Origin of the sequence: Sediminibacterium sp. C3 (assembly GCF_000508085.1) — a bacterium.
In the GTDB taxonomy this organism is placed as follows: domain Bacteria; phylum Bacteroidota; class Bacteroidia; order Chitinophagales; family Chitinophagaceae; genus Sediminibacterium.
In genome coordinates, this window is sequence record NZ_KI669560.1 from 1,316,355 (window position 1) to 1,342,306 (window position 25,952).

A 25,952-nucleotide genomic window follows, 5' to 3' on the forward strand; every position below is an offset into this window, starting at 1 on the left:
TTTATGATTCTAGAAATATTAACGCCTGAAAAAAAATTATACAGTGGTGAAGTGTACGGTGTACAGTTGCCAGGTATAAGTGGTTTATTCGAAATCCTTGATAAGCACGCGCCATTGGTGAGTGCCTTGGGTAAGGGTAACCTGAAAATTTTAAAGGATAAGAAAGAAATAGAGAAGTATTCTATCCAAAGCGGTTTTGTTGAGGTTTTGAACAACAAAGTAACCGTGCTGGTAGAAGGTGCAGTGGCCATATAATTGCTGCGGCCCTCATTGCTGAAACACAGTAAGTTTTCTAATAAAGTTTGAACAGTCCCGAATTTATTCGGGACTGTTTTTTTGTGGGGTACTTTCTGTGGCGGGGAGAGTGGGTTTGCCAGTTTGAAAATGGCGAAAAAATGTACTGAAAATGTTTTTACGATTTATTGTACAAAATAACGTACATTTGAGTGTACAATATCAAAACCATGCAAGCAGTTTCAATATCTCAGCTAAGAAATAACATGAAGAAGTATTTAGATGAAGTCACTAATTCTTCAGATACCCTTATCGTGTCTAGAACTGTTGAAGAAGAGGCGGTTGTAATCATTTCTTTAAAAGAATACAATGCACTTACAGAAACAGGCCACTTATTGTCTACTGCAGCAAATAGAAACAGGCTTAGAGAATCAATAGATCAATTAGAAAGTGGACGTACAGGAAAATTTGATTTATAGAGTATGAATTTTGAGTTTACTGATAATGGATGGGATGATTTTCAATTCTGGATTGAGACAGATAATGATGTTGTGCTAAAAATTACAGACCTACTTCAAGAGATTAAAAAAACACCATTCAAAGGAACTGGAAAACCAGAGCCTCTTAGATACGACTTAAAAGGATATTGGTCCAGACGAATTACTGGAGAACATCGGCTTGTGTATAAAGTGGAAGGTAAAAAAGGGGTTGATCAGAAATGTATAATCATTCAATGTCGCTTCCACTACGATTAAGTTTTCGCGTAACAGTATTTTAAGCTGCTTCTTTCATGACTATTCCGGGTGTTAATGAAAGAATGGCTTTGTTAATTAAGTTATTAAAAGATGATCCTGAAAGACTTCTTATGGTTAAAGAAGTCGAGTCAAGATTTAGCATATCTAATTTTACTGCCAGGTCTGATTTGAAAGCATTAGTGCAGTTAGGACTACTTAATGTTATTCAGGTTAACAAAAAAATCAAAGTTTTATCAGGTCAAATAATTTCGAGACAGTTTTGAAAAAACTCTCCGTTAATAAACTATAATTCATCTACCGTGAAATAACGATGTAAATTCAGTATAAACACGCTTTGAAATCTCTGTAATTTTTTATTTATTGGCTCTAAGTATCTATCCTATGAGTCAAGTAGCACCGTTAAATAACCCCTTTTTTAGGTTACAACTGCCTTTTCGTTTGTTGGATCTTATGGGTTCCTTCGTACTGTTCAGAACAAAACCTTGTTGCAACAAGTACAAAACCCGAGTTCACGGTAGCGGGACTTCTGCGTGACGCTGAAATTACCATGGCGAAAGACAGGTCTACTAAATTTTATAAAAATGAAAAAAGTATCATTAGACCAACTTGGACTAAAGAGTCTAAGTATGGAGGAATCACTGGAGATTAATGGTGGAGATTTTTCAGCCTTCCTGAAGAAAGCAGGTTTAGCTGGACTAGTGTATGATGTGATTGACAATTGGAGTACCATTAAGAAAGGTTTTTCCAATGGATGGAATTCATTAAAATAACCAAGAAAACTTTCAACTATGAAATCAAATGCTATCGACCTTTCAAACTTTAAAGGTCTTCAGGAATTGTCAATTGATCAAATGCAATCAATTGATGGTGGCGGTGAATTTTGGGATATAGTTTCCTATGCTGCTGGAGTAACTGCAAAAGTTATTTACACATTTGCTAAGGATGCAATTACCTATCAACAATCCTTACCTCCGAATTTGAAAAAATAGAATAATGGGGAGGGATTTAACCTTCCCCATTATTTGAAGTACTCAATTTGTTTTTTGAAAATTAATTAAAAACATATGAAATGCTTTATCAGTTAAATCGCCTGAATAATTTGTATGAGAATTGGTTAATTCAATTTTCTAAATTGAGTATTAGTAAGCTTATTATATTGACTGTCGTAGTTGAAATTACGGTAACACTAATTTTCTCACATTTGCTTTTCCCAAATCATTCGGCAGGTCCATCATTCGAAAATAAAATAGAAGAATTCTTTACAGCTGTTGTCTTTGCCCCTTTAATAGAAACTTTAATTTTTCAATATGCATTTATATCATACATACTTGGTAAATGGTCAAATGCATATTTGGTTAGCTGTTTCGTAACAGCTTCTCTTTTTGGATTATCACATTTCTATTCGCCAGAATATGTATTTAAAACATTTATCTCTGGGTTGTTATTTGGAACACTTTACTTGGTGATAGTTAAAAAGAATCGAAATGCATTTATCGTCGTTGCGATTGCACATTCTCTTTATAATTTCATCGGATTTTGTATTCGAAATTTATTATAATCCCATGCTCCCCCCAATAGATCATATTATATACTTCCGCCAAAGGCCATTACTTTACTGGATTATTATGACTATGGTTATAGGCGCTGTTTTAGCTTTGCCATTTATAAAAACCACTGTTTCAATCAGGGCATCTGGACTTATTCGTCCAGCTAATGAGCGAACGGAAGTGAAATCTGTAATGAGTGGTTATATTCATTATTTGTATGTTAAGGAAGGCGACACCGTTAAACAAGGACAGTTGATTGCAGCTATCAGAGACAATACGAATCAGCCTAAAGCCGACCTCAATCAAATTGAATACCAACAAAAAAATGCTTTTGTAAAAGATCTTCTTTTACTTACTAAATCTGATACTTCAAGTATAAAATCTTCATTAGGAATTGATGATTTATCTACGCCACTTTACAAAGAGCAATTAAGTAAATATCAATACCAGTTAGCCGATCAGAAAGCGTCATTAAGAAAAGTGGCAAATGAGCTTAAAACCTATACTTCGCTTTTTAAAGACAAAGTAATTTCAAGTAAGGAATTCTTTGATAAGGAAATTGAATTTGAAAAGTTACAAGCTTCTTTCAATGCTTTTAAAAATAATCAGTTGGTTTCATGGCAGCATGATTTGCAGGAATTTCAGTTGAATATTTCTCAATTCAATGCTCAAAGAAGGCAAATTGAAGCAGATCAGTCGAATCATTTTATTCATGCACCTGTTTCGGGTGTTATTCAGAATGTGAGTGCAAGATATAAAGGGAATATCCTTTCAGCTGGTGAATCTGTCTGTTTAATTTCTCCGCTCACTGAATTATTGGCCGAGTGTTATCTTTCTACAAAAGATGTTGGTTTGCTCACAGTGGGTCATTCTGTTAAGTTTCAGATTGATGCTTTTGATTACCAGTATTTTGGTGTACTTACTGGTAAAGTCAATCGCATCGATAATGATTATTCTATAATTGACAATAAGCCTGTTTTTAAAGTACAATGTTATTTTGACCGAGCTCAGTTGTCTCTCAAAAATGGATTCAAAGGGTCATTGAAAAAAGGGTTAAGCCTTCAAGCCCGTTTTGTAGTGGCTGAAAGAACACTCTGGAACTTGCTTTACGATACCATGGATGATTGGTTTAATCCAAATGCGCATGTTAAAAGCTAAACTAAAGGTTAAACAAAGAGATATTACGGATTGTGGTGCTGCCTGCCTCGCATCAGTGGCATTGCATTTTAATTTATCAATTCCGGTTAGCCGAATCAGACAATATGCAGGTACAGATAAAAAGGGAACCAATGTTTTGGGTTTGATTGAAGCTGCTGAGAAATTGGGTTTCCAGGCTAAGGGCGCCAGAGGCTCGATTCAAAGCCTTTCTAATATTCCAATCCCAGCTATTGTTCATCTGGTTCTAAAGAATGGTCTCCATCATTATGTGGTGCTTTATAAAGTTAAATCTAAAGCTATTGTTTATATGGATCCTGGTGATGGGCAGTTTCATTCCATATCCAATAAAGAATTTACAGATCGTTGGTCAGGTGTAATTGTTTTATTGTTACCAGGGGATAGTTTTGTAACTGGTTCTCAAAAAACATCCAATTTGCTAAGATTCTGGCAATTGATGTTACCCCATTCTTCTTTTTTACTGCAGGCTTTATTGGGGGCCTTGGTCTATACCATTTTAGGCCTTTCTACTTCTATTTACATGCAAAAGTTAATTGATTTTGTTCTGGTAGAAGGGAACCTACAACTCTTGAACCTGATGAGCATTGGAATGATTTTTATACTAATTTTTCAAATGGTTATTGGAGCCTACAAATCGGTGTTGGGTATGCAAACCGGGCAAATGATTGATGCCCGATTAATTCTTGGGTATTACAAACATTTATTGCAGTTGCCGCAAAGATTTTTCGATACTATGAGAGTAGGCGAAATAATGAGTAGAATAAATGATGCGGTTAAAATCAGGGAATTTATCAATACAGTTGCCCTGAATTTAGTAGTCAATTTATTTATCGTCCTTTTTAGTATTGGTGTTATGTTTCTTTACTATTGGAAGCTAGCAATCATTATGCTTTGCTTAATTCCAATTTATGTTTTATTGTATTGGATTAGTAATAGAATCAATCAAAAGTGGCAGCGTAAATTAATGGAAGAAAGTGCTGATTTAGAAAGCCATTTAGTGGAAAGTCTGAATGCGGTTGGTACAGTTAAACGATTTGGATTAGAATCCTATTCAAATGAAAAAACAGAATCCAGGTTTGTTCATTTATTGCGAACAATTTACAGAACCAGTATTTATGCATTGTCAATTGGAAACAGTGTTGAATTTTTTACACGCCTCTTTACTATTTTGTTATTATGGTTGGGAGCTTATTTTGTAATTCAACGGGAACTTACTCCTGGTGAATTATTGTCTTTTTATGCGTTGGTTGGTTATTTTACAGGTCCTGCTTCTTCACTAATCGGTGCCAATAAATCTATTCAGGAAGCCTTGATTGCCGCAGACCGTTTGTTTGAAATTATAGATTTAGAAACCGAAACCAATACTGATTCAAAAGTTGAGCTCACAACTGAATTAGTAGGAGATATACTATTGCAGAATATACATTTTAGATATGGAACCAGAGCTACTGTTTTCGAGAACCTGAATTTATTAATTGAGAAAGGTAAGAGTACTGCACTGGTGGGGGAGAGCGGTAGTGGAAAGTCAACGCTTCTTTCTCTTTTGCAGAACCTTTACCCTTTAAACAAAGGTAATATCACCATAGGTGGGTTAGATTTACAATACATCTGCAATAAAAGTTTGCGTAAGAGAATTAGCGTAGTGCCTCAGCAAATTGATTTGTTTTCCGGAACGGTTATTGAAAATATTGCATTGGGCGACTATCAACCTGATATGCAGAGAATCTTATTTCTGTCAAAACTATTGGGTATTGATGAGTTTATTGAACAGTTGCCCAATTCTTATCATAGTATTGTAAATGAGCAGGGCTCTAATTTTTCTGGTGGACAGAAACAACGAATTGCAATTGCCCGAGCTTTATACAGAGATCCCGATATTTTAATATTAGACGAAGCAACCAGCAGTTTAGATCCTGCCAATGAGAAAAAAGTGAAAGAAGCTCTCGACTGGTTTAAGCATCAAATTAAAACCATTATCATCATTGCTCATAGATTAACAACTATTCAATATTGTGATAATATAGTTGTGTTGAATAAAGGGCAATTAATAGAGCAGGGTTCTCATGCGCATTTATTAAGCTTAAATGGTCACTATGCCAATCTTTGGAATTATAATCGTTCATCAATTTAAACAGTATTAATGTCTAACAGTAAAAATCCTATTGTAATCCTCCTTATGCTCCAGGGCATTGTATTTAATTTAATACTACTTCCCATAGCTATCCTATTCCCTGATTTAACTTCTTCAATATTTGTTTCGAAGCAATTTTATTTTCAGGATTGGGTTAATTCAGTTTGCATCAATTTATTAGCTTGGCAGCTTTTATATACAGTTTTTAAAAGCAAGTTATTCTTTAAAACACCCAGACGTTTAAGAGACGAATTAAAAAAGTTTGATTGGATCGTACGAATTGAAAGTTGGCTCTATAAACAAATCAAAGATTTTCCAGCAAAGAATAAAGCACTCCTTTATTTAATTGGGCTTGTAATTCTTGTAAATATTATTGTTCCAATCATTTTCAGCACCATATTCGGACATAAACTTGCCTATCGTTCACTCGGATTATCCTTTATTAGCATTCAGTTCATCTCTTTTATTGCATTTTATTGTTACAATAAATTTCCTGAGGAAACAATTGGAAAAGATGAACCCATTCCGTCACCATGGTTACTAGAAATCCTTTTTAGTAAAAATCAGAAAAAAGCCAAGCCTAATTCAACTGCGGATCAATAGGGTAGTTGGTCATTTGCGCATATTCGCCGCCCAGCTGTTGTAGGCTGCGCTTCCATATTTGATGTGGCTCGTCTATAAAGAGTATGCCTGGATCTGCCTGTGTTAGAATCCAGCTTTTCTCCTCAATCTCTTCCTGTAGTTGACCACTGCTCCATCCGCTATAGCCGATGAAAAAGCGAATCTGGTTTTCTGTGATTTCTTTATTGTGTAGTGCAGCTACAGCTACATCAAAATCGCCACCCCAATAAATACCTTTGGTGATTTCTATCCCTTCATGAATAATATCGGGTCTGCGATGAATAAAGTGCAGGGTATGTTGTTCTACCGGACCGCCTTCGAATACCGGCAATGCTATTCCCTCTGCCATTTCTACCAGATCTCCCAGGTATTGATTGGTTTTTTTGTTGAGAATAAATCCAACATCGCCCTCTTCATTGTGTTCACAGATTAACACGGCGGTTCTGATAAAATTTGGATCCTTTAAAAATGGGTCCGACAATAATAGTATTCCTTTGTTTAATTCCATAGGTATACAAAAGATAAGAATTTTATTTATTTTTCGGAGCAATTGTTAAAAATTCTCGTTAAAAAAGTCTGCCTTTGGATAGATAGCCCCGGGTCTGGTCTTTTTCAATTTATATTTGCTCCGCATGAAGAGAACCTTCCCCATAATCGTTATACTCATTTCACTTTCGCTCTGCGGCTTGTTTCTGTTACAGGCTTCCTGGTTTGATAACCTGATGGAAGTAACAAAGAATCAGTTGGTTGAGAAAATAAATATGGTAGGAGTGAATGTAGCTACAGATATTGGGAAGTCGACCCGATCATCTCAGCCGCTGCGTTTAAACAGACGGGGTGGCCTTTTACTGGGTACAGAATTACAAATCAAACTCTTTCGTCAGCCTACTGTTGAAGAGCGCTTCACCATGGAAGAAGTACGGGAGAAAATTTCCAAGGAATTCCAGCGGGTTAAACTAAGTAACCTGAAGTTTGAATTTGCCATCTCAGATGTGGAAGGAGACTATGAATTTTATTCTAACGGCTATGAGCAGGAGTTCTGGGATACGGTTAACAACAAGCGAAATTATTATCCGATTCTGCGGGAAACAGATAACCTGGCTTTGAATGAAACCAACGAGTTGTTGATTATTATTGTTCCTGATGTTGATAAGCAGGTTTGGTATTCGCTTCGCTGGATCCTGGTTGGCGCCATTACTTTCTTCCTGATTATTTTGGCCGCTTTCTATGTAACGGTAAAGACCTTATTGAATCAGAAAAGATTATCACAAATTAAAAGTGATTTCATCAACAATATGACCCATGAGTTCAAGACGCCGCTGGCAACTATTTCGCTGGCAGTGGATGCACTCAGGAGTCCTAAAGTGCAATCCAATCCTGAAAAGGGGGCCTACTTTACCAATATTATTAAGGAAGAAAACATCCGCATGAACAAACATGTGGAGACCATTCTGCAGGCTGCATTTTTAGAGAAGCAAGAACTGAATCTGAATCTTTCTAAAGTATCTGTTCATGAAATGGTGCAAGAAGTGGCTGGTACTTTTGAACTGCAATTGCAGGATAAAAATGGTCAGATTGATTTTCTGCTGAATGCTTCCAATGATAGCATCAGTGCCGATGATACGCATTTCAGAAACATGCTTTCTAATTTGATTGACAATGCTATTAAATATTCTCAGGATCCGGTTCGCATTGTGATCTCTTCGCATAGCACCCGTAATCATTTTGTTATGCGCATTCAGGACAATGGAATTGGCATGAACAAAGAATCTGTGAAAAGGATTTTTGAGAAATTCTATCGCGCACATACCGGTAACCTGCACAATGTAAAAGGATTTGGTCTAGGCATGAGTTATGTGAAAACAGTGATTGATGCCCACAAGGGAAAAATCAAAGTGGACAGTGCAGTAGGAAAGGGAACTTCCTTTACCATTGAAGTGCCGCTCATGCAGGATTAATATTGTAAGCAGTAAATTTTCTTTTACTTGTTAACCCAAAGAATGGATCCATCCCCATAAGAAAGGAAACGATAGTCATGTGTTAATGCATACTCGTAGATTCTTCTCCAATCGTCTCCCACAATAGCTGAAATCAATAACAGCAATGTGCTTTGTGGTTGATGAAAATTAGTTACCAATGCACGGATCATTCTGAATGTATATCCTGGAGCAATGATGATTTGTGTTTTCGTAATGATGCGTTCTGCATTGTTTTTGTCCATCCATTGCAAAAGTGCAGTCAGCGATTCTTCGGCAGAATATTCTTTTTTCTTACCAGAATTTTCTGCAGCATTTTCATAAGGCTCCCACTGTGAAACAGCTAAGTCTGCGGATGCCAAAGAAGGATTATGAATGGTCTTAACGCCAATCCAGTAAAGGCTTTCCAGTGTACGCAGCGATGTTGTTCCCACCGCTATAATGCCTTTGGATACATGCGCAAGCAACTGTTCTATGGTTGATTTTTTTACATCAATAAATTCTGCATGCATTTCATGATCCTTCATCTGCGCTGCTTTCACGGGTTTGAATGTGCCGGCACCTACATGCAACGTAACGTATCCTTTTTGAATTTGCTTTTGCTCTAATTGCGCAAACACGTTTTCTGTAAAATGCAGACCCGCTGTGGGTGCTGCAACAGAGCCATCGTGCTTTGCATAAATGGTCTGGTATCTTTCCTTATCCGCTTCTTCTGTTTCTCTGTTTAAATAGGGAGGAAGTGGAATGTCTCCTGCCATATGCAATACCTCCGCGAAGCTTAACCCAGCTGGCTCCCAGCTGAATTCAATTAAGAAACAATCGGGCAGTATTTCTACTTTATTCGCAAGAATTTTTAACCCTTCTACCTCGAGAACAACCGCCCCTTCCTTCCACTTTTTTGCTCCCCCTACCAAACACTTCCATTGCACAGAACCCTTTTGCAGCATGGCTGAAGTGATATCTGCATACTGGTCTGCGGGCTCTAAACAAAAGAGTTCAATAGCTCCACCCGTAGGTTTCTGAAACAACAATCTGGCTTCTACCACTTTGGTATCATTGAATACCAGCAGGCTACCCTGGGGGAGTTCATCCGCTATGTTCGCATAGATCGACTCCCGGATTGGGGTTTGATTGGTTGAATTAAGACCGGAATCTGACGTTTGCGGTTCCAATCCCCCCGAAAAACCTGGTCCCCCGTAGATCAGGAGCTTGCTCTGATCCCGCTGTTCCAGCGGATATTTGGCAATTTTCTCGTTCGGGAGCTCGTAATTGAAATCTTCTATATGCAGGTTTGACGGGTGTTTCATGCGATTTTCATTGTTATTCACGGCTTATCCACAGCAATTCACAGGTTATACAGTGCCTTTAATGCCATTTCTTCTGGAACGCAAGATAGGAAAGGATTGTAGCCGCTTTAATCTTGTGGATAAATACAAGACCCCCATTTTTGGGTTAAAAGTGGGAAAAAGTGTTATTTTGTGTCAACAAGTGGTAAACTTGGAAATATTTATTCACTTATGATCGGATTTCACGGAGAATATGAAGCAACGGTAGACGCCAAAGGGCGTTTCCTCCTTCCGGGCGGGCTGAGAAAGCAATTGCCTGAAGGAGAGTCGCGCTTTATTCTGGGTCGTGGGTTCGAAAAATGTCTCACGCTGTATCCGATCAAAAGTTGGGAACTCATTATTTCTAAGATTAGCCAGTTAAATGATTTTGATCCAAAAGTACGTCAATTCAGACGTCAGTTTTTGGGAGGTGCTACCGAGATTGAACTGGATGCGGCCGGCAGAATGTTATTGCCTGCTTCATTAAAAGAATTCGCGGGCCTTTCCAAAGACATTGTACTTGCTGCCGCCATGGACCGTTTTGAAATCTGGGATGCAGCGAAGTACAAACAGCTCTTTGAGGATTTCTCAGCGGAGGCTTTTAGTAGCCTGGCGCAGGAAGTGATGGCAGAGGCAGATAAAAAACAAGATAAATAATAGCATGGAAAAAATACCTGCTAACGATTATCATGTTCCGGTGCTCTACCACGAAACCCTGGATGCGTTGCATATTGTTCCGGATGGAATTTATGTTGACTGCACTTTTGGTGGGGGTGGTCATAGCAGGGGGATTCTGGAAAAGCTGGGGCCCAATGGCAGACTGATTGCATTTGATCAGGATGCAGATGCGCAACAGAATATTCAGAACGAACCTCGTCTCTTATTCATTCCGCAAAACTTTCGTCACCTGCATCGCTTTCTGCGTTTGCATGGAATAGATCAGGTAGATGGCGTATTGGCGGATCTGGGTGTAAGTTCTCACCAGTTTGATGAAGGGGAGCGTGGTTTTTCTATTCGCTTCGAAGGTCCGATGGACATGCGGATGGATAGAAGACAAACCCTTACAGCTGCCGACATTATTAAAACCTATTCTGAACAACAGTTGCACAAATTGTTTGAACAGTATGGGGAAGTAACCAACGCCAAAACCCTTGCTGCGCATATTGTTCAGCAGAGAGTCCGCTTACCGTTTGCAACGATTGATCAATTCAAAGCATTGATTAGTGCAGTGGTAAAAGGAAATCCCAATAAATATTTAGCCCAAGTTTTTCAGGCGCTCAGGATTGAAGTGAACGATGAGATGGGAGCGCTGAAAGAAATGTTGGAGCAGCTAACCAAAGTGTTGAAACCCGGAGGAATTGCTGCCATCATTACTTTCCATTCACTGGAAGACAGATTGGTGAAAAACTTTTTCAAGCAGGGAACTTTTGAAGAAGTAGTTGATCATCCACTCTTGTCGATTGAGAAACCAAAGCATTTTCAACTGGTGAATAAGAAGCCAATTACGGCTGGTGCTGAAGAGTTGAAAAGAAATAGCAGAAGTAGAAGCGCAAAGCTGAGAGCAGCAGCGCGCTTGTAATATATATACCGTGCCCGAAAACAAAACAAACCCTAAGAACCCAATTAAGGGGTTGCTCAACTATGAGTGGATAGTGAAGAACATTGGTTTCTTCCTTTTTCTATCCCTTTTAGCAGTACTGTATATAGCCAACGGACATATGGCTGATAAAACCATACGTCGTATCAATAGCATCAATAACGAATTAAAAGAATTGCAGTTTACCTACAAGACTTTAAAGAGTGAGTTGATGTACAAAACCGAAGAGTCGCAGATTGTGAAACTGGTAGAACCCATGGGGTTAAAAATAAGTAAGGAAATGCCTGAGCGCATTCAGAAATAATGGAAGTAAAACGCGACATACTATGGAGAGTGTACCTCAGTTATATACTGATGGTAGCTGCCTGTATCGCCATCTTTGGCAAAGCGGTTTACATTCAACAGGTAGAGGGTGCCAAGTGGAGAAGCATGAGTGATAGTTTGCATCAGCGCATTGATGAAATTGAAGCAGAGCGTGGTACCATCTATTCCGAAGACGGTCAGATGTTAAGTACTTCTATTCCGCAGTTTGATATTTTCATTGATTTCCGCGTTGCGGGATTAAGAGAGAAGAACGGACAGCGGTTCAGAGAGAATATAGATTCTTTGAGTTATTGTTTGGCACAACTCTTCAAGGATATGAGTCCGGTGGAATACAAAAGAGTATTGCAGCAGGCGTACAAAGCGCAGGAAGGATATTTTCCACTGAAGAAAAAAATCAGTTTTACGCAGTACGATTCTTTACGCAAATTTCCTTTGTTTAAACTGGGTCGTTACAAAAGCGGTATGATTGCCAATGAGCGCACGGTTCGCCTGAATCCTTATCAGATGCTGGCTTTCAGAACCATTGGTCTGGCCCGTGATTCTAATAAAGTGGGTTTGGAAAAAACCTACGATGCAGTTTTAAAAGGAAGAAACGGTAAGCAGACTGTTCGTTCCATTGCAGGTGGAGTTGGCGTTCCTGTGGATGATACTTACCTGGTAGAACCAGAGACGGGTAAAGATATTGTGAGCACCATTGATGTATTTATTCAGGACATTGCTGAAGCAGCTTTGATGAAAATGATGGTGAAGAACGAAGCGGAAAATGGTTGTGTAATTGTAATGGAAACCAAGACCGGAAAAGTAAAAGCCATTGCCAATCTGGGCAGAATGCCCGATGGCTCTTACTGGGAAAATTTAAACCATGCGATTACACCCAGCGAACCCGGATCTACTTTTAAGCTGGCCACATTAATGGCTTTGCTGGAAGACAAGAAAGTAAACCTGAATCAAACCATTAACCTGGAGAACGGTGCATGGAGAATTGCAGGTCAAACCGTGTATGATTCTGAAAGACATGCTGAGAATATTGTAACCGTAAAGCAGGCTTTTGAATTGAGTTCGAATGTAGCCATGGCTAAAATGGCGGTTACGCATTACCTGAATAATCCGCAGCAGTACCTGAAGCATTTGCGTAAGATGCGCATGGATACCATTACAGGAATTGATTTGGTAGGAGAGCGCAGGCCGGTGATTCATCGTCCGGGTTCTAAATTATATGGTCCTACCACTTTGCCCTGGATGAGCTTTGGATATAACCTTGCCATCAGTCCATTGCATACGGCTATGTTATACAATGCGGTTGCGAATAACGGAGTAATGATGCGTCCTTATTTGGTTAGCAGCATTAAAGAAGAAGGGGTGTTGTTGAAAGAAATTCCACCAGTGGTTTTAGATACGCAAATCTGCAGCCCAACAACACTTGCAATGTTGAAAGCCAGTCTGGAAGGGGTTTGTATTTCAGGTACGGCCAAGTCTTTGTTTGCTGGCACACCTTATAAAGTAGCGGGTAAAACAGGAACGGCGTTGGTGGCAGATGGCAACAGAGGATACAGCAGTAAAATTTATCAGAGTTCATTTGCCGGATATTTTCCTGCTGATAATCCGCAATACACTTGTGTAGTAGTAATTAAGAACAAACCTTTTGCTCCTGTATTCTATGGCGCTGCTGTGGCAGGGCCGGTGTTCAAGGAAATTTCGGATCGTTTGTATGGCACTTATATCAAGACCAATAAAACCCTGATTGCAGGATCCAATAAAAAGGACAGCAGCTTCTTTGCCTATAACGGATACAAGGCAGATTTGATGTACCTGACTGAAAAATTAAAAATTGGTTTTTCAGATTCTACCGGAAGAGCAGATGAGTGGACCCGTGTAAATAAGAACAGTGCGAAAGCAGTACTACAAAAAATGCCGGTGAATAAAAATGCCATGCCTCCGTTGAAAGGCCTGGGATTAAAAGACGCTATTTATCTCTGCGAAGAAATGGGATTGATGGTGCAGGTGAAAGGAAGAGGAAAAGTAACAGAGCAGTCGATTGTTCCAGGACAGCCGATTGCAAAAGGACAACTGGTGCAACTTTACCTGAATTAGACAAAGAAAATAATACGCGACACAAACAAAACAAACTAACTGAAATAAAACAAACCCAATGAAAACGCTACAGCAACTTCTTATTCAAACCAAAACGCAGCAGGTAACTGGTGCCTTGAATAAGGACATTACTGCCATTGAGATCGACTCAAGGAAAGTGAAAGCTGGTGCTGTATTTGTTGCCATTACAGGAGCACAGAGCGATGGCCATGCTTTTATTGGTAAAGCTATTGAGTTGGGTGCGGTTGCCATTGTTTGCGAAAGCCTTCCTGCTGAGCTTGATGCTGCGGTTACTTATATTAAAGTGGCCAGCAGTGGAGAAGCAGCTGCGCGCATGGCAGTTGAGTTTTATAATCATCCTTCTGCAGAAGTAAAGCTGGTGGGTGTTACGGGTACCAACGGTAAAACCACCATTGCTACTTTATTATTCAAGTTGTTCCGTCAGTTAGGGTATAGTTGTGGCTTAATCAGTACGGTTCAGAATCAGATTGATGATACTATTATTCCGGCTACGCATACCACACCCGATGCCATCAGCCTGAATGCCTTGTTGCGCAAAATGGTGGACGAGGGTTGCTCTTATGTTTTTATGGAGTGCAGCAGTCATGCCATTCATCAGCACCGCATTACCGGATTGCAGTTCAACGGTGCTTTGTTCAGTAATATCACACACGATCATTTAGACTATCACAAAACTTTTGATGAGTATATCCGTGTAAAGAAAAAATTCTTTGATGATTTATCTGCTGATGCATTTGCCATCTCTAATGCTGATGATAAACGCGGAGAAGTGATGTTGCAGAATACCAACGCTACTAAATACTTGTACAGCCTTAAAACCATGGCTGCTTTCAAGGGAAAAATATTAGAAAATGCATTGACAGGTTTGGTGATGACCATCAATGACCAGGAAGTGCATTTTCGTCTAATTGGAACATTCAATGCCTACAACTTACTGGCGGTGTATGGTGCGGCCGTTTGTTTGGGTGTTGAAAGTTCAGAAGTACTAACTGCATTAAGCATGCTTACCGGTGCAGAAGGCCGCTTCGATTATATCATCAGTGCCAACAATATCATTGGTATTGTAGACTATGCACATACCCCCGATGCATTGGAAAATGTATTGAGCACCATTAAAAAATTGCGCAAGGGCTACGAGCAAATCATCACAGTGGTAGGTTGTGGTGGAGACAGAGACAAAACAAAACGTCCTGTAATGGCGCAGGCAGCCTGCGACTGGAGCGACCGCGTGATTTTAACCAGTGATAATCCCCGCACGGAAGACCCTGAAGCTATTCTGCGCGATATGGAAGAAGGACTGAGCAGTGCGGCAAAAAGAAAGTATATCACCCTGGTAGATCGCAAGCAGGCAATTGAAGAAGCAGTAAGAATGGCCAAGCCGGAAGACATTATTCTGGTGGCCGGAAAAGGACACGAGAAATACCAGGACATCAATGGAGTGAAACATCCTTTTGACGATAAAGAAGTTTTACAAAAAGCATTTACCACCATTACCCAATAAACCCATACTATGTTATATCAATTATTTAACTGGCTAAAACAAAGCTTCGATATTCCCGGAGCCGGGCTGTTTCAGTTCCTGACTTTCAGGATTGCAATGGCGATTGTATTGAGCTTGGTAATTGCAACAGTGTATGGAAAACGCATCATTCTGTTTTTACAGAAAAAGCAAATTGGGGAGTCGGTAAGAGATTTAGGATTGGCGGGTCAGGAGCAGAAGAAAGGAACTCCTACCATGGGCGGTATCATTATTTTGCTGAGCATTCTTATTCCAACCTTATTGTTTGCCAATTTAGATAAAGTATATGTGCGACTGATGGTACTTTGTACGGTTTGGTTGGGTATCATTGGCTTTCTGGACGACCTGTTTAAAATTCGCGCCAGAAAAGCAGCACAACAAAAAGGCGAAACCTATAAGAAAAAAGATTCTGATGGATTGGCCGGTATCTCTAAAATTATTGGTCAGGTAGGATTGGGAATCATCATTGGTACTACCCTTTATTTCAGCAATGCCGTAACGGTAGAAAGAGAAATTATTGGTTCTGCGCGTAAAGTTTCTATGTTGCAGGAAGGAGAAAGATTTGCGAAAGATTCAACCATTATTGTTCGTCAAATAAATGGATTGGAAAGAAAATTCGTGAAAGTAAAAACGCCCATCACTACCATTCCTTTTGTAAAGAACCATGAGTTCAATTACAGCAAGCTGATCAGCTGGATGGGAGAGGGTGCAGAGAAATATACCTGGATTGTGTACATCCTGATTGTGACCCTGATTATTACTGCTGTTAGTAACGGTGCCAACCTTACAGATGGATTGGATGGATTGGCTGCCGGTGTGAGTGCCATTATTGGTGCGGGTTTGCTGGTATTCATCTATGTAAGTTCCAACTACATTTTTGCCGATTACCTGAACATCATGTATATCCCGAACCTGGGTGAGCTCACCATTTTTGTGGGTGCATTCGTAGGGGCTTGTATTGGATTCTTATGGTACAATGCATTTCCTGCTCAGGTATTCATGGGCGATACGGGCAGCCTTGCACTGGGTGGCATTATTGCTTCCTTAGCCATCATTGTAAGAAAAGAATGGTTGATTCCTATTTTCTGTGGCGTGTTCCTGGTAGAAAATTTAAGTGTGATGATTCAGGTAGGATACTTTAAGTACACTAAGAAGAAATACGGTGAAGGAAGAAGAGTGTTTTTAATGAGTCCATTGCATCATCACTATCAGAAGAAAGGATTTCATGAAAGCAAGATTGCGGTTCGTTTCTGGATTGTAACCATCATGCTGGTGGTAATGAGTGTAGTATCCTTAAAAATCAGATAAAAGAAAGTGAGTAATAATATTATCATATTAGGCGGAGGCGAAAGCGGAGTAGGTGCGGCTGTATTGGCCAAGCACAAGGGGCTGAACGTATTCCTGTCCGACGGTGGCTCACTCAAGGAAATTTACAAAGCGGAACTGCGCGCGAACGGAATTGAATTTGAGGAAGGCGGTCATAGCGAAGAGAGAATTTTAGCGGCAGACGAAGTGGTTAAGAGTCCAGGCATTCCGGAAAAGAATGAATTGGTGAAATCCATTCGTGCCAAAGGTATTCCGGTGATCAGTGAAATTGAATTGGCTTATCGTTACAAAGGGGATAGCAAAATTATTGCCATCACTGGCAGCAATGGCAAAAGCACCACTACGGCTTTAATTTATCATATCTGCAGAACGGCAGAACTGGATTGTGCCATGGTGGGGAATATTGGTTATTCATTTGCCCGTCAGGTGGCAGAAGACCCCAAACCGCTCTACATTATTGAAATCAGTTCTTTTCAATTAGATGATATTAAAACCTTCCGACCCAATGTAAGCGTATTGCTCAATATTACGGAAGACCATTTAGACCGTTACAATTATGTGTTCGACAATTATATACGGTCTAAGTTTCGCATCATCGAAAACCAGACCGATGAGGATTTCTTCATCTTCTGTTTAGACGACGAAGTGATTCAGCAAAAACTCCCATTACTAACTATCCATACTAACCCACTACCATTCTCTATGAAACAAGAAGTAAAAAAAGGCGGCTACATCAAGGGCGACCAGATGATGCTGCGCATCCAGGAAGAAAGAGTAAGCATGAGCATTTATGATTTTGCCCTGAAGGGTAAGCACAACCAGTACAACACAATGGCAGCGGGTATTGCAGCAGCAACCATTGGCATCCGAAAAGAAAAGATCAGGGATGCTGTAAAGAACTTCCATAGCCTGGAGCATCGCATGGAGTTTGTTGCAATGGTTCGCGGCGTTGAATTTATCAACGACAGCAAAGCCACCAATGTAAACAGTACCTGGTACGCGTTGGAGAGTATGAATAAGCCAACGGTTTTAATTCTGGGTGGTGTTGACAAAGGAAACGACTACACATTAATAGAAGAACTGGTAAAGGAAAAAGTGAAAGCCATTGTTTGTATGGGAACAGACAACAGCAAAATCATTGAAGCTTTTAAAGATATTGTTCCAACCATCATTGAAGCAGACAGTGCCAAGAAAGCGGTGAATGCTGCCTTCAGAGCTGCCGGTAAAGACGAAGTGGTTTTGTTAAGCCCTGCCTGCGCCAGCTTTGATTTATTCAAGAACTACGAAGACAGAGGAACCCAATTTAAAGAAGCTGTTAAGGAATTATAATGTCTGAAATAAAAGATACCCTTTTTTCTCAAATCCCCTCGGTAGATGGGGTACGCAAGCAATTGCTTACCCGTACCCGTGGTGATAAGTACATCTGGGGTATTGTATTGATATTGTCCCTTATTTCAATTCTGGTAGTGTATAGTGCCACGGGATCTCTGGCATATAAAACATACAAGGGCAATACCAATATCTATTTATTTAAGCAGCTGTCTTTCTCTATGCTGGGGTTAATCATCATGTATTTTTTGCATCGGGTTAACTATACTTTTTTCTCGCGGGTAGCCACTATCTTGTTTATGTTATCTATTCCTTTATTGTTGTACACATTGTTTTTTGGTGCAAGAATTAATGAGGGAAGCCGCTGGATTAAATTACCCATCATCAACCTTACTATTCAGACCAGTGACTTTGCCAAGCTGGCTTTGTTCATGTACATTTCTAAAATGCTGAGCAAAAAGCAGGAAGTAATTAAGGATTTTAAAAAAGGATTCCTTCCTGTGGTGTTACCGGTAATTATTATTTGCGCATTAATTATGCCTGCTAACTTATCGAATGCCTTGTTAACGGGTGCAACTTCTTTGTTGCTGATGTTTATTGGCAGGGTAAGCTTTAAACATATTTTACTCACCATTATGGTAGCCCTGATTCCTGTGGCTATTATTGTTTCGGTGGCCGTGCTTTCCTATGATGGTAAAAAATCGGAAGATATTGCAAAGCCTGCAGTGGCTGAGAAAATGAAATCGATGGGTCGTGTCGGTACCTGGGTTAAAAGGGTACAGGACTTTATGTACGCCAAAGACAGTGAAGTGCCTTATCAGGTGCAGCAGGCCAAGATTGCCATTTCGAATGGAAGTGTATTAATTGGATTAGGACCAGGCAATAGTCAGCAGCGTAACTTTTTGCCACAAGCCTATAACGACTTTATTTATTCTATCATCATTGAAGAATATGGTTTGCTGGGCGGGGCTTTCATGATATTTATTTATCTGGTCTTTCTGTTCCGGTGCATTAGTATTTTCCGGCGATGCCCTTATGCATTTGGTGCATTTCTGGCGCTGGGACTAAGCTTTACCCTGGTGATACAGGCGGTGGCTAATATGGCCGTGAATGTGAACCTGGTTCCTGTTACCGGGGTTACGCTTCCGTTGGTGAGTATGGGAGGATCTTCCTTTCTGTTTACCTGTGCGGCCATTGGCATTGTGTTGAGTGTGGGCCGAAACGTAGAACAACTGGAAGGAAAAGCTCCGATAGAAACAGGAGTGGCTCCTGTGGATACAACACCGGTAAGTGTTGCTGCTGTTGCAGCAAGCGGTGCAGTTACCAACTCTTTTCAAAATCAAAATCCTCGCGCGAATGGCTAATCGATTTATTATAGCAGGTGGAGGTACAGGTGGACATATATTTCCCGCCATTGCCATTGCCAATGCAATTAAACATGTGCAGCCCAGCTCTCAGATTTTATTTATTGGGGCCAAGGGAAAAATGGAAATGGAGAAAGTACCACAAGCGGGTTACGAAATCAATGGCCTGGACATTGCAGGTTTTAACAGAAGCTCTTTACTTAAAAATATTTCCCTGCCCTGGAAACTCGTCAAAAGTTTTGTACAGGTCAGAAGCATTTTTGCCTCCTTTCAACCCGATGCGGTAATAGGGGTGGGTGGTTATTCTACTTTCCCGGTTTTAAAATATGCACAGAGCAAAGGTATTCCCACATTTATTCATGAAGCCAACTCCTTTGCGGGAAAGAGCAATATGATGCTGGGAAAAAAAGCCACGAAAATTTTTGTTGCTACGCCTGGCATGGAGCGTTTTTTTCCGGCAGAAAAAATACTGGTGTCTGGCAATCCGGTTCGTGATATTATTGTGCGCAACGCTATTCAAAGAGAAGAGGCGCTTCGCTTCTTTAAACTGGATCCTGATAAAACAACCGTATTGGCTGTGGGTGGTAGTCTGGGTGCGGCCAGCATCAACAATGCCTTGATGGAACAGCTGGATGAATTTGGCAAAAACGATTTGCAATTGATTTGGCAAACGGGCAAAACCAATAGTGAAGTATATAAAAATGCGGCTGCTAAATACAACAATGTATGGGTTGGCGAATTCATTAACCAGATGGAATATGGCTATGCAGCTGCCGATATGGTTATCAGCCGTGCGGGAGCAATGGCCGTTACCGAATTGTGCATCACAGGTAAAGTGGCCATCCTGGTTCCTTATCCGCATGCAGCAGAAGATCACCAAACGGCCAATGCCATGCAATTGGTGAATAATAGTGCTGCCATTTTAGTGAAAGATGAAAAAGCAAAAGCGGATCTGGTAAAAGAAGTAGTGGCCATTTCCAAAGAAGTAATGAAACAGGAAGAAATGAAAGCGGCCATTCGCAAACAGGCTTTGCGCAACGCTGCTGATTTTATAGCTAAAGAAATTTTACAATCCTTGTAATGAGCAAATTAACTACCATACAAACCATTTACTTCATAGGAGTCGGAGGCATTGGTATGAGTGCCATTGCGCGTTATTTTTTGTCGAGGGGCGCCAATGTGAGTGGTTACGATAAAACACCTACGGTGCTTACGAATCAACTGGAGAAGGAAGGAATACAAATTCACTATACCGATGATATCACATTGGCGCCACAGCAGCCCGATGTGGTGGTGTACACACCTGCTATTCCGAAAGACCACAAAGAGTTGAATCATTTTATTAATAACGGTTTCACGGTGATGAAGCGCAGTGATATTCTGCAATGGATTACCGAAAACAGTTTCAATATCTGTGTGGCAGGTACACACGGTAAAACAACGGTTACCTCAATGGTGGCCCATTTGTTGCGCCATACCGGTTATGGTTGCAATGCTTTTCTGGGTGGCATTTCCGCTAACTATCATACCAATTTCTGGAGCCACGAACGCAATGTGGTGGTGGTGGAAGCCGATGAATACGATCGTAGTTTTTTAAAGCTGGCACCGAATGTAGAAGTGATTACTTCCATGGATCCAGATCACCTGGATATTTATGGTACTGCTGAAGAAGTAGAAAATGCCTTTGTTCAGTTTGCAGGAAAATTAAAACCGGGTGGAACCATCGTTGCCAAACATGGGTTGAGCAGAGCCGCCGAGTTACGCGCTAATCACTTGTTTACCTATGATCACCAAAACGAGGCGGCGGATATTTTTGTAAAAGACCTGAAAGTGGTAAATGGTGTTTATCATTTTTCTGTTCAGGCCCCTGACTGGTCTATTGATAACCTGGTATTGCATATGGGTGGCCTGCACAATATCGATAACATGATTGCAGCCATTACAGTTGCCAAACAGTTGGGTATTGATGCGGATAAAATTGTTGCGGCGGTTGCCGATTACAAGGGTGTCCGCAGAAGATTTGAATATGCATTGAATACACCGGCACATGTGTTGATTGACGACTATGCGCATCACCCCGATGAGCTGAAAGCTTTGTTGTCTGGTGTTAGAAGCATTTTCCCCAATAAGAAATTAACCCTGGTTTTTCAACCGCATTTGTATAGCAGAACCAAGGATCAGGCCGCAGGGTTCTCTGCTACACTTGACCTGGCAGATGAAGTGATTTTATTGCCCATTTATCCGGCAAGAGAATTACCCATGGAAGGAGTAAACAGTGAAATGTTGCTGAACAATATGCAGTTGAATCAGAAGCAGGTATTAGAGAAGGCCGCTTTTCTGGATTGGGTAAAAACCACTCAACCGGAACTATTGGTAATGGCGGGTGCCGGCGATATTGATACCCTCGTGAATCCTGCGAAAGAACTATTAATGAATCATCCGCTTTTATAACCCATGAAAAAGTTGAACTGGAAAAATATATTCATCCTTACTGCCTGGGCACTGGCTGCTGTGGGCGTAGTGGTGTTATTGGGTGCTTCCATCCGCCAGAAAAACAACAGAAAATTAAAAGGGGTAGTGGTAGAAATTAAGGGTGCAGAAAAACATATGTTTATTGACGAACAGGATGTACTGCAATTGGTGAACAGTCCTGCTTCGGTTACAGGCCGTCCTATGCGGGCAGTTCCTTTGCGCAAACTGGAAATGCAGGTAAAGCAAAATCCCTGGGTGAACAATGCCGAAATGTTTTTTGATAACCAGCAGGTATTGCAGGTAAGTATTGTTGAAAGAGAACCCATTGCCAGAATATTCGAAACCAATGGTCAGTCTTATTATATAGATACTGCCATGAATCGTATGCCGCTGAGTACAAAGCTTACAGCCAGAGTGCCTGTATTTACGGGTTATCCAATAAGTAAAAAGACCGATACCACTTTAATGCAGTCTGTTATTTTACTTTCCCGATTAATGAATGCGGATTCATTCCTTACCGCACAGATTGCGCAGGTGGATATTGTTGCCAACAAAAAGTTTGAAATGATTCCTGTGTTGGGAGAGCACCTGATTGCTTTTGGAGACTCTTCTCTGGCGGCGGATAAACTCAACCGTTTAAAAGCCTTCTACCAGAAAGCCTGGTTGCAACATGGCATTAATACCTATAAAATAATCAGCTTAGAATATAAGGGTCAGGTGGTAGCCATAAAAGAATCACCAAAAAATGTAGTTGAAGAAAACAATATATCGATTCAAATTCCGTTAACAAGTAAAAGAAATACTCTATGAATCACAATGAAGCACCTATCATTGTTGGACTGGACATTGGTACCACCAAGATTGCTGCAATTGCCGGCCGCAAAAACGAATTTGGCAAGCTGGAAATTCTTGGATTTGGTCGCGCCAACAGCAGTGGTGTATTACACGGTCAGGTGTTGAATATTGACCAGACCATCAAAGCCATTCAGGCCGCTTTGGAAAATTGTGCACAGAGCAACCCCGATTTAGAAATCAACGAAGTATATGTGGGTATAGCAGGGCATCATATTAAGAGCCTGCAAACCAGAGGTGATATTGTGCGTCAGGATGCTGATATTGAAATCAGCAGAGCGGAAGTGGAACAACTCATCAACAACCAGCGCAAAACTTTTATTCCTGCCGGTGATCAGATCATTGATGTAATTGCTCAGGATTTTCACGTAGATAGCAACCAGAATATTAAAGACCCGGTTGGATACAACGGGGTTAAAATGGGTGCCAACTTCCATATTATTACCGGTGACAGAAATGCCATCCGCAATATTAATCGTGCAGTAACCAGAAGTGGTTTGCAAACCAAAGACCTGGTATTACAGCCCTTGGCTTCTGCCAGTGCCGTAATGAGCGAACTGGATATGGAAGCAGGTGTTGCCATCCTGGATATTGGAGGTGGTACTTCTGATTTGGCTGTTTTTTATGATGGCATTTTAAAACACACTGCCGTAATTCCTTTCGGCGGAGAAAATATTACCAATGATATCCGCTTGGGTCTGGGTGTATTAAAAACACAGGCTGAAGCCATGAAGGTTCAGTTTGGTTCTGCTTTGGCCGACGAAGCAAAAACCAATTCCTTCATTACCATCCCTGGCTTAAAGGGAATGCCTGCAAAGGAAATCAGCGTGAAAAGTCTTGCACAGATTATTCAGGCAAGAATGAGCGAAATTCTTGATTTTGTTACCTATCATTTAAAGCAGGTGGGATTGGATTCCCGTGCATTGAACGGGGGTATTATTTTAACTGGTGGTGGATCTCAATTGAAACACCTGATTCAGTTAACGGAATATGCTACCGGACTAAATGCCCGTATAGGTATTCCTAATGAGCACCTTGCGCCAAATCATATTGATGAATTAAATAAACCCATGTATGCTACCTGTATTGGTTTAATCCTGAAAGGATATAACGACTACGATCAGCATCACAAGGAATTTAAAGAGCGTTTTGTTAAACTGGAAGTACCTGCGAATCTGAAGAAGAAAGCAGAAGCTGCTACTGAAGCACCGGTTGCAGCCACTCCGGTAAATGAAACTCCGGCTGAAGCGCCTAAGAAAACCGTTGATATGGGCCCGCGAATTAAATTCTGGGACAAATTCAAAAACAACCTGATTGAATTGTTCAAAGAAGAAGAAGACCAAGTAATAAGATAAAACCCGAACCTTAATCCCTACTAACCCAAACCGTCCACTATGATTCATTTTGATCTTCCTAAGCAAAAATCATCCATCATCAAAGTACTGGGTGTCGGTGGTGGTGGAAGCAACGCCGTAAACTTCATGTTTGAACAAAACATTGAGGGGGTTGACTTCATCATTTGTAATACCGATGCCAAAGCAATTGAGCAAAGCAAAGTGCCTAACAAAATTCAACTGGGACCGCATTTAACCCAGGGTTTGGGTGCGGGTGCCAATCCTGAAGTAGGTAAACGGGCTACTGAAGAATCTTTGGAAGAAATTAAACGCATTCTGGAAGTGAATACCAAAATGGCATTCATTACAGTGGGTATGGGGGGTGGAACCGGAACAGGTGGTGCCCCAATTATTGCACAAATTTGTAAGGACTTAGGAATCTTAACCGTTGGGATTGTAACCACTCCTTTTGGTTTTGAAGGTCCGCGCAGACAATTGCAGGCAGAAGAAGGAATTAAGGCACTAAAGCCTTATGTAGATACATTGCTGGTAATCAGCAATGATAAATTGCGCATGCAGTATGGCAATTTGAAAATGAAGGAAGCATTTTCTAAAGCCGACAATGTATTGGCTACTGCAGCCAAATGTATTACCGATGTAATTAATAGCCGTGGACATATTATTGTAGACTTTGCGGATGTATGTACCGTAATGAAGAATGGCGGTGTGGCTATTTTGGGTAAGGCAGAAGTAGAAGGAGAGAACCGTGCACAGCTGGCAATTGAAGAAGCATTGTCTTCTCCATTGCTGAACGACAGCGATATTAGAGGAGCGAAGTGGATATTGATTAATATCAACAGTACCGAAGGTGAACACGAGTGCACCATGGATGAACTGGAAATCATCAATAACCACTTGCGTTTACAGGCCGGAGAAGATGCGGATGTAATTGTGGGTATGGGTTATGATGAAAGCCTCGATAAAAAAATTGGTATCACTTTGGTTGCTACCGGATTTGAACACAAAGATCCATTTGCCAAACCAGCTGCTGTTAAACAAGAAGAAGCCAAGCCTGAGAAAATTGTGATGACTTTAAAAGTAGATCATCCTGCAGTTTCTACCGGCGTAATTACAGCTACAGCGCCTGCTGTGGAAGCAACTCCAGCACCTGTTGTAGAAGCGGTGAAAGAAGAAGCTCCTTCATTTGCAGAAAGCCTGATTCCGTTTGTTGCAGAAGAGCCCGTAACACCAGCAGCACCTGCAACCCCTGCGGAAACTACCCCTGCTCCGGAAAAAATTTACGAAACACTGGAAATGCCCTCAACCGCTTCTCCTGTTATCGTATTCGATTTAGCACCAGCAGAGGCTGAGCCTGTTATGCAGACACCTCCTGCAGTGCACACTTTTGAAGAAGAAGTGGAAGCGTCATTGCCTCCAATTCCAACCGCCATTCATTCCAGTTTTTCAGGTTCTGCTTTAAGCAAGCCTGCTAATATTTATGCTACTGAAGCACCAGCACCCGTTGTTAGCACTACTCCTGAAGTGGCTGCTCCGCAAGTGCCTCAAGTAGAAGAAGAAGCGAATCTGTTCGATATGCAACTGGTAGAAAAACCAGAAGGCTATAGTGCTCCTCAGCCAACCATGAGTGCAACTCCTTCCAATGAGTCTGCTGATAATGGTGGTGATTATTTTGATGATGTGGAAGAGCAAAAAAGAAGAGCTGCAGAAAGAATTCAAAAGTTGCGTAATCTTTCTTTTAACATGAATAATACTTCTGACTTAAATGGAGAGTTTGATGCTGTTCCGGCTTATGTTAGAAGAAATATGGAATTATTCGGAAACACTTTAACTTCTGTAGAAAACTTTTATAGTAAGTACACCGTAGGAAAAGACGAAAATAACCAGACGCAGATCAATACCATCAACACTTTCCTGGATGGTAAAAAACCAGACTAGTA

General features: G+C 40.6%; 26 protein-coding genes. 24 read left to right on the forward strand and 2 right to left on the reverse strand.

Going from position 1 to position 25,952, the window contains the following annotated elements; translation table 11 throughout:
* Nucleotides 1-3: 3 nt before the first annotated feature.
* The 10 genes from atpC (at nucleotide 4) to F777_RS0106145 (ending at nucleotide 6,446) form a co-directional block, all read left to right on the forward strand.
* Complete coding sequence (gene atpC / locus F777_RS0106100) at nucleotides 4-255, forward strand: ATP synthase F1 subunit epsilon (RefSeq protein ID WP_026751261.1); 252 nt, start codon at nucleotides 4-6, stop codon at nucleotides 253-255.
* A 209-nt stretch (nucleotides 256-464) separates the two neighbouring features.
* On the forward strand, nucleotides 465-713 hold the full coding sequence (locus tag F777_RS0106105; RefSeq protein WP_026751262.1) for a type II toxin-antitoxin system Phd/YefM family antitoxin: 249 nt from the start codon (nucleotides 465-467) through the stop codon (nucleotides 711-713).
* A 3-nt stretch (nucleotides 714-716) separates the two neighbouring features.
* Nucleotides 717-989 (forward strand): Txe/YoeB family addiction module toxin, encoded by a 273-nt coding sequence (locus tag F777_RS0106110; protein ID WP_026751263.1) that lies wholly within the window; start codon nucleotides 717-719, stop codon nucleotides 987-989.
* A 35-nt stretch (nucleotides 990-1,024) separates the two neighbouring features.
* On the forward strand, nucleotides 1,025-1,252 hold the full coding sequence (locus F777_RS0106115) for a DeoR family transcriptional regulator (RefSeq protein WP_026751264.1): 228 nt from the start codon (nucleotides 1,025-1,027) through the stop codon (nucleotides 1,250-1,252).
* 318 nt (nucleotides 1,253-1,570) lie between these two features.
* On the forward strand, nucleotides 1,571-1,759 hold the full coding sequence (locus F777_RS0106120) for a hypothetical protein (RefSeq protein ID WP_026751265.1): 189 nt from the start codon (nucleotides 1,571-1,573) through the stop codon (nucleotides 1,757-1,759).
* A gap of 18 nt (nucleotides 1,760-1,777) precedes the next feature.
* Entirely contained in the window at nucleotides 1,778-1,978 is a 201-nt protein-coding gene (locus F777_RS0106125) for a hypothetical protein (protein WP_026751266.1), read from the forward strand.
* A gap of 80 nt (nucleotides 1,979-2,058) precedes the next feature.
* The gene (locus F777_RS0106130) at nucleotides 2,059-2,547 is read left to right on the forward strand and encodes a CPBP family intramembrane glutamic endopeptidase (protein WP_026751267.1); all 489 of its coding nucleotides are present in this window, start codon (nucleotides 2,059-2,061) and stop codon (nucleotides 2,545-2,547) included.
* Nucleotides 2,548-2,614: 67 nt separating this feature from the next.
* Nucleotides 2,615-3,694 (forward strand): HlyD family secretion protein, encoded by a 1,080-nt coding sequence (locus F777_RS0106135; protein ID WP_161631492.1) that lies wholly within the window; start codon nucleotides 2,615-2,617, stop codon nucleotides 3,692-3,694.
* On the forward strand, nucleotides 3,681-5,843 hold the full coding sequence (locus tag F777_RS0106140) for a peptidase domain-containing ABC transporter (RefSeq protein WP_037369173.1): 2,163 nt from the start codon (nucleotides 3,681-3,683) through the stop codon (nucleotides 5,841-5,843). Before F777_RS0106135 ends, F777_RS0106140 begins: the two co-directional genes overlap by 14 nt.
* Before the next feature lie 9 nt (nucleotides 5,844-5,852).
* Nucleotides 5,853-6,446 carry a hypothetical protein gene (locus F777_RS0106145; protein WP_026751270.1) on the forward strand — a complete coding sequence of 198 codons (594 nt, stop codon included), beginning with the start codon at nucleotides 5,853-5,855 and terminating at the stop codon, nucleotides 6,444-6,446.
* Here the strand turns inward: F777_RS0106145 and F777_RS0106150 are convergent.
* Complete coding sequence (locus F777_RS0106150) at nucleotides 6,424-6,972, reverse strand: YqgE/AlgH family protein (RefSeq protein ID WP_051408469.1); 549 nt, start codon at nucleotides 6,970-6,972, stop codon at nucleotides 6,424-6,426. The two genes, F777_RS0106145 and F777_RS0106150, sit on opposite strands and share 23 nt — an antisense overlap.
* 124 nt (nucleotides 6,973-7,096) lie before the next feature.
* Between F777_RS0106150 and F777_RS0106155 the strand changes: the two genes are divergently transcribed.
* Nucleotides 7,097-8,422, forward strand: coding sequence for a sensor histidine kinase (locus tag F777_RS0106155; protein WP_026751272.1), 1,326 nt, complete (start codon nucleotides 7,097-7,099; stop codon nucleotides 8,420-8,422).
* A 23-nt stretch (nucleotides 8,423-8,445) separates the two neighbouring features.
* Here the strand turns inward: F777_RS0106155 and F777_RS0106160 are convergent, their stop codons facing one another.
* Nucleotides 8,446-9,747, reverse strand: coding sequence for an S-adenosylmethionine:tRNA ribosyltransferase-isomerase (locus F777_RS0106160; protein ID WP_026751273.1), 1,302 nt, complete (start codon nucleotides 9,745-9,747; stop codon nucleotides 8,446-8,448).
* Between the two features lie 210 nt (nucleotides 9,748-9,957).
* Here F777_RS0106160 and mraZ point away from each other — a divergent pair, with 210 nt between their 5' ends.
* Genes mraZ through ftsZ form a run of 13 tightly spaced genes read left to right on the forward strand, consistent with a single transcriptional unit; the run spans nucleotide 9,958 to nucleotide 25,950 of the window.
* Entirely contained in the window at nucleotides 9,958-10,422 is a 465-nt protein-coding gene (mraZ, locus tag F777_RS0106165; RefSeq protein WP_026764008.1) for a division/cell wall cluster transcriptional repressor MraZ, read from the forward strand.
* Nucleotides 10,423-10,426: 4 nt separating this feature from the next.
* Complete coding sequence (rsmH, locus tag F777_RS0106170; RefSeq protein ID WP_026751275.1) at nucleotides 10,427-11,344, forward strand: 16S rRNA (cytosine(1402)-N(4))-methyltransferase RsmH; 918 nt, start codon at nucleotides 10,427-10,429, stop codon at nucleotides 11,342-11,344.
* A 10-nt stretch (nucleotides 11,345-11,354) separates the two neighbouring features.
* Nucleotides 11,355-11,666, forward strand: coding sequence for an FtsL-like putative cell division protein (locus F777_RS15940; RefSeq protein ID WP_051408470.1), 312 nt, complete (start codon nucleotides 11,355-11,357; stop codon nucleotides 11,664-11,666).
* Nucleotides 11,666-13,777: a penicillin-binding protein gene (locus tag F777_RS0106180; RefSeq protein ID WP_026751276.1), complete on the forward strand. Its 2,112-nt coding sequence runs from the start codon at nucleotides 11,666-11,668 to the stop codon at nucleotides 13,775-13,777. The genes F777_RS15940 and F777_RS0106180 overlap by 1 nt, the downstream gene beginning before the upstream one ends.
* Nucleotides 13,778-13,835: 58 nt before the next feature.
* Nucleotides 13,836-15,299 carry a UDP-N-acetylmuramoyl-L-alanyl-D-glutamate--2,6-diaminopimelate ligase gene (locus F777_RS0106185; RefSeq protein WP_026751277.1) on the forward strand — a complete coding sequence of 488 codons (1,464 nt, stop codon included), beginning with the start codon at nucleotides 13,836-13,838 and terminating at the stop codon, nucleotides 15,297-15,299.
* 9 nt (nucleotides 15,300-15,308) lie between these two features.
* Nucleotides 15,309-16,625 carry a phospho-N-acetylmuramoyl-pentapeptide-transferase gene (mraY, locus tag F777_RS0106190; protein WP_026751278.1) on the forward strand — a complete coding sequence of 439 codons (1,317 nt, stop codon included), beginning with the start codon at nucleotides 15,309-15,311 and terminating at the stop codon, nucleotides 16,623-16,625.
* Between the two features lie 6 nt (nucleotides 16,626-16,631).
* The gene (murD, locus tag F777_RS0106195; RefSeq protein WP_026751279.1) at nucleotides 16,632-17,972 is read left to right on the forward strand and encodes a UDP-N-acetylmuramoyl-L-alanine--D-glutamate ligase; all 1,341 of its coding nucleotides are present in this window, start codon (nucleotides 16,632-16,634) and stop codon (nucleotides 17,970-17,972) included.
* Nucleotides 17,972-19,336, forward strand: coding sequence for an FtsW/RodA/SpoVE family cell cycle protein (locus tag F777_RS15945; protein WP_071790310.1), 1,365 nt, complete (start codon nucleotides 17,972-17,974; stop codon nucleotides 19,334-19,336). The genes murD and F777_RS15945 overlap by 1 nt, the downstream gene beginning before the upstream one ends.
* Nucleotides 19,329-20,417, forward strand: a complete 1,089-nt coding sequence (murG, locus tag F777_RS0106205) for an undecaprenyldiphospho-muramoylpentapeptide beta-N-acetylglucosaminyltransferase (RefSeq protein ID WP_026751280.1) — start codon at nucleotides 19,329-19,331, stop codon at nucleotides 20,415-20,417. Before F777_RS15945 ends, murG begins: the two co-directional genes overlap by 8 nt.
* Complete coding sequence (gene murC / locus F777_RS0106210) at nucleotides 20,417-21,787, forward strand: UDP-N-acetylmuramate--L-alanine ligase (protein WP_026751281.1); 1,371 nt, start codon at nucleotides 20,417-20,419, stop codon at nucleotides 21,785-21,787. Before murG ends, murC begins: the two co-directional genes overlap by 1 nt.
* Before the next feature lie 3 nt (nucleotides 21,788-21,790).
* The gene (locus tag F777_RS0106215; RefSeq protein ID WP_026751282.1) at nucleotides 21,791-22,618 is read left to right on the forward strand and encodes a cell division protein FtsQ/DivIB; all 828 of its coding nucleotides are present in this window, start codon (nucleotides 21,791-21,793) and stop codon (nucleotides 22,616-22,618) included.
* The gene (gene ftsA / locus F777_RS0106220; protein WP_026751283.1) at nucleotides 22,615-24,015 is read left to right on the forward strand and encodes a cell division protein FtsA; all 1,401 of its coding nucleotides are present in this window, start codon (nucleotides 22,615-22,617) and stop codon (nucleotides 24,013-24,015) included. Before F777_RS0106215 ends, ftsA begins: the two co-directional genes overlap by 4 nt.
* Nucleotides 24,016-24,054: 39 nt before the next feature.
* Entirely contained in the window at nucleotides 24,055-25,950 is a 1,896-nt protein-coding gene (ftsZ, locus tag F777_RS0106225) for a cell division protein FtsZ (RefSeq protein WP_026751284.1), read from the forward strand.
* Nucleotides 25,951-25,952 lie beyond the last annotated feature (2 nt).

Coding starts and splice junctions, on each gene's coding strand:
- F777_RS0106150 (WP_051408469.1), bottom strand. CDS start 6,972: ATGGAATTAAACAAAGGAATACTATTATTGTCGGACCCATTTTTAAAG.
- F777_RS0106155 (WP_026751272.1), top strand. CDS start 7,097: ATGAAGAGAACCTTCCCCATAATCGTTATACTCATTTCACTTTCGCTC.
- rsmH (WP_026751275.1), top strand. CDS start 10,427: ATGGAAAAAATACCTGCTAACGATTATCATGTTCCGGTGCTCTACCAC.
- F777_RS0106145 (WP_026751270.1), top strand. CDS start 5,853: ATGTCTAACAGTAAAAATCCTATTGTAATCCTCCTTATGCTCCAGGGC.
- F777_RS0106115 (WP_026751264.1), top strand. CDS start 1,025: ATGACTATTCCGGGTGTTAATGAAAGAATGGCTTTGTTAATTAAGTTA.
- F777_RS15945 (WP_071790310.1), top strand. CDS start 17,972: ATGTCTGAAATAAAAGATACCCTTTTTTCTCAAATCCCCTCGGTAGAT.
- F777_RS0106135 (WP_161631492.1), top strand. CDS start 2,615: ATGACTATGGTTATAGGCGCTGTTTTAGCTTTGCCATTTATAAAAACC.
- atpC (WP_026751261.1), top strand. CDS start 4: ATGATTCTAGAAATATTAACGCCTGAAAAAAAATTATACAGTGGTGAA.
- F777_RS0106130 (WP_026751267.1), top strand. CDS start 2,059: ATGCTTTATCAGTTAAATCGCCTGAATAATTTGTATGAGAATTGGTTA.
- F777_RS0106140 (WP_037369173.1), top strand. CDS start 3,681: ATGTTAAAAGCTAAACTAAAGGTTAAACAAAGAGATATTACGGATTGT.
- F777_RS0106185 (WP_026751277.1), top strand. CDS start 13,836: ATGAAAACGCTACAGCAACTTCTTATTCAAACCAAAACGCAGCAGGTA.
- ftsZ (WP_026751284.1), top strand. CDS start 24,055: ATGATTCATTTTGATCTTCCTAAGCAAAAATCATCCATCATCAAAGTA.
- F777_RS0106180 (WP_026751276.1), top strand. CDS start 11,666: ATGGAAGTAAAACGCGACATACTATGGAGAGTGTACCTCAGTTATATA.
- F777_RS0106125 (WP_026751266.1), top strand. CDS start 1,778: ATGAAATCAAATGCTATCGACCTTTCAAACTTTAAAGGTCTTCAGGAA.
- mraY (WP_026751278.1), top strand. CDS start 15,309: ATGTTATATCAATTATTTAACTGGCTAAAACAAAGCTTCGATATTCCC.
- F777_RS0106215 (WP_026751282.1), top strand. CDS start 21,791: ATGAAAAAGTTGAACTGGAAAAATATATTCATCCTTACTGCCTGGGCA.
- murG (WP_026751280.1), top strand. CDS start 19,329: ATGGCTAATCGATTTATTATAGCAGGTGGAGGTACAGGTGGACATATA.
- ftsA (WP_026751283.1), top strand. CDS start 22,615: ATGAATCACAATGAAGCACCTATCATTGTTGGACTGGACATTGGTACC.
- F777_RS0106105 (WP_026751262.1), top strand. CDS start 465: ATGCAAGCAGTTTCAATATCTCAGCTAAGAAATAACATGAAGAAGTAT.
- F777_RS0106110 (WP_026751263.1), top strand. CDS start 717: ATGAATTTTGAGTTTACTGATAATGGATGGGATGATTTTCAATTCTGG.
- murC (WP_026751281.1), top strand. CDS start 20,417: ATGAGCAAATTAACTACCATACAAACCATTTACTTCATAGGAGTCGGA.
- mraZ (WP_026764008.1), top strand. CDS start 9,958: ATGATCGGATTTCACGGAGAATATGAAGCAACGGTAGACGCCAAAGGG.
- F777_RS0106120 (WP_026751265.1), top strand. CDS start 1,571: ATGAAAAAAGTATCATTAGACCAACTTGGACTAAAGAGTCTAAGTATG.
- F777_RS0106160 (WP_026751273.1), bottom strand. CDS start 9,747: ATGAAACACCCGTCAAACCTGCATATAGAAGATTTCAATTACGAGCTC.